Origin of the sequence: Pseudomonas sp. CM27, from assembly GCF_013179515.1 — a bacterium.
GTDB lineage: Bacteria > Pseudomonadota > Gammaproteobacteria > Pseudomonadales > Pseudomonadaceae > Aquipseudomonas.
This window is the reverse complement of record NZ_JABMCN010000466.1, coordinates 1-894: the sequence shown is the minus strand read 5'-3', so window position 1 is coordinate 894 and position 894 is coordinate 1. Positions and strand designations below refer to the sequence as shown.

1 protein-coding gene and 1 pseudogene are annotated in these 894 nt (G+C 63.5%); both read left to right on the top strand.

Features of this window, described 5'->3' with window-relative positions:
- Positions 1 to 494, top strand: a pseudogene (locus tag HP547_RS28990) (osmoprotectant NAGGN system M42 family peptidase); the annotation flags it as partial.
- A gap of 81 nt (positions 495 to 575) precedes the next feature.
- Entirely contained in the window at positions 576 to 803 is a 228-nt protein-coding gene (locus HP547_RS28985; RefSeq protein WP_054900489.1) for a YheU family protein, read from the top strand.
- Positions 804 to 894: the final 91 nt, after the last annotated feature.

The window sequence follows — 894 nt, the reverse complement described above, 5'->3', positions numbered from 1 at the left end:
CAGCCGGCGCCCTGCCCTGGGACGTCAGCGAGTTCGTCGGTATCGACATCGCCCCGGTGGCGCCCGGGCAGGCCTCCAGCGAGCATGCGGTGAGCGTGGCCATGCAGGACTCGTCGGGGCCTTACGACTACCACCTGTCCCGGCACCTGTTGAAACTGGCCGGCGACCACGACCTGCCGGTGCGGCGCGACCTGTTCCGCTATTACTTCAGCGATGCCCATTCGGCGGTGACCGCGGGGCATGATATTCGTACCGCCTTGGTGGCGTTCGGCTGCGATGCCACCCATGGCTATGAGCGCACACATATCGACAGCCTGGCGGCGCTTAGCCGGCTGCTGTCGGCGTACCTGCTGAGCCCGCCGGTGTTTGCCAGTGATTCACAGCCGGCCAACGCGTCGCTGGAGCGCTTCAGCCATCAGCTGGAGCATGATGCGCAGATGGAAAGCGATACGCGGGTGCCGGCGGTGGATAGCCTGGTAGGTAATAAAGGCTGATGGCCTAGGGGCTGCAATGCGGCCCCAAACCATCAGATGTTTCGCGTAGCATGCCTACACCACTTCCAGACAAGTCACACCATGCTGATCCCCTACGAACAACTGCAAGCCGAAACCCTTACCCGCCTGATCGAGGACTTCGTCACCCGCGACGGCACCGACAACGGCGACGACACCCCGCTGGAAACCCGCGTGCTGCGGGTTCGTCAGGCATTGGCCAAGGGCCAGGCGTTCATCCTGTTCGACCTGGAAAGCCAGCAGTGCCAGCTGCTTGCCAAGCATGATGTGCCGCGCGAGCTGCTCGACTGACAGCACGGGTGTCCAAGCGGGTACAGGCGACATCAGGCCCTTCGGGTCTTGCACTTTTCGCCTTCCTTGATGCGCTTGTACACCTCGGCCC

Bases quoted from the DNA above. Each gene is read 5' to 3' on its own strand.
- HP547_RS28985 (WP_054900489.1), top strand. From the start codon at position 576: ATGCTGATCCCCTACGAACAACTGCAAGCCGAAACCCTTACCCGCCTG.